Below are 928 nucleotides of genomic sequence, written 5' to 3' on the forward strand. Positions count from 1 at the left end.
GCCTTCGGCATCCAAAATATTCAGACGGCCTGAGTCAGTCATTTTACCAATTCGGGCGACCGGTACGCCACTTTGTTTCGCTGCCTGACAAACGCGTTCCCTGTCTTCTGGAGCGGCAGTAAAAATCAGTTCGTAATCATCGCCGCCGGCCAATACTGCCGACAACCATTGCTCGCGCGACAAAACGTTTTTCAATTCAGGCAACGACGGCACACAATCGGCAAATATTTCCGCTCCGACAGCAGAGGCTTTTAAAATATGTCCCACATCTTGAGCCAGGCCGTCTGAAACATCTTGCGCAGCATGGGCAAATGGCAACAATGCCTGACCCAATGAAACACGCGGCTCCGGACGGAGCAATTTATCATCGCAAACCGCCATGATTTCAGACGGCAATTGATAATGCCCCAGATGTTTGTTCAACGCAGCGGCAGCCAAACCCAACCGACCCGATACCCAAATATCGTCGCCGACTTCGGCCGCATCACGCCGCAGGGCATGCCCTGTCGGAACTTCACCTACTATTGTTACATTAAAGACCAAATCGCCCTTGGTGGTATCACCACCAATCAACACCGTATCAAAACGCGCAGCCAAAGCAAAAAAGCTATCGCAAAAGCGTTTGAGCCAGTCTTGATTCAATTCAGGCAACGCAGCACTGAGCAACACCCAACGCGGCTTGGCACCCATTGCGGCCATATCGGACAAATTTACTGCAAGCATTTTCCATGCCAAATCTTCGGGCAAAACATCTTCAAAAAAATGTCTGCCTTTGATCAACATATCAGCGCTAAAACATAAATCAAATCCGTTACTTGGGCGAATAATAGCGGCATCGTCCCCTATACCCAAAATCAGACCTTCCGATTTTTGTCGCTGCAAATATTGTCTGATAAAGTCAAATTCCGTCATATTTATCCAATATAAC

At 48.4% G+C, this 928-nt stretch carries 1 protein-coding gene; it reads right to left on the reverse strand.

All coding sequences use genetic code 11. The features are described from left to right. The coding region (gene thiL / locus ACTHS3_RS15275) for a thiamine-phosphate kinase (protein WP_440368403.1) at positions 1 to 912 on the reverse strand (912 nt) is incomplete at its 3' end. Between the last annotated feature and the right edge of the window lie 16 nt (positions 913 to 928).

It is taken from the genome of Neisseria sp. P0009.S007 (assembly GCF_051962515.1).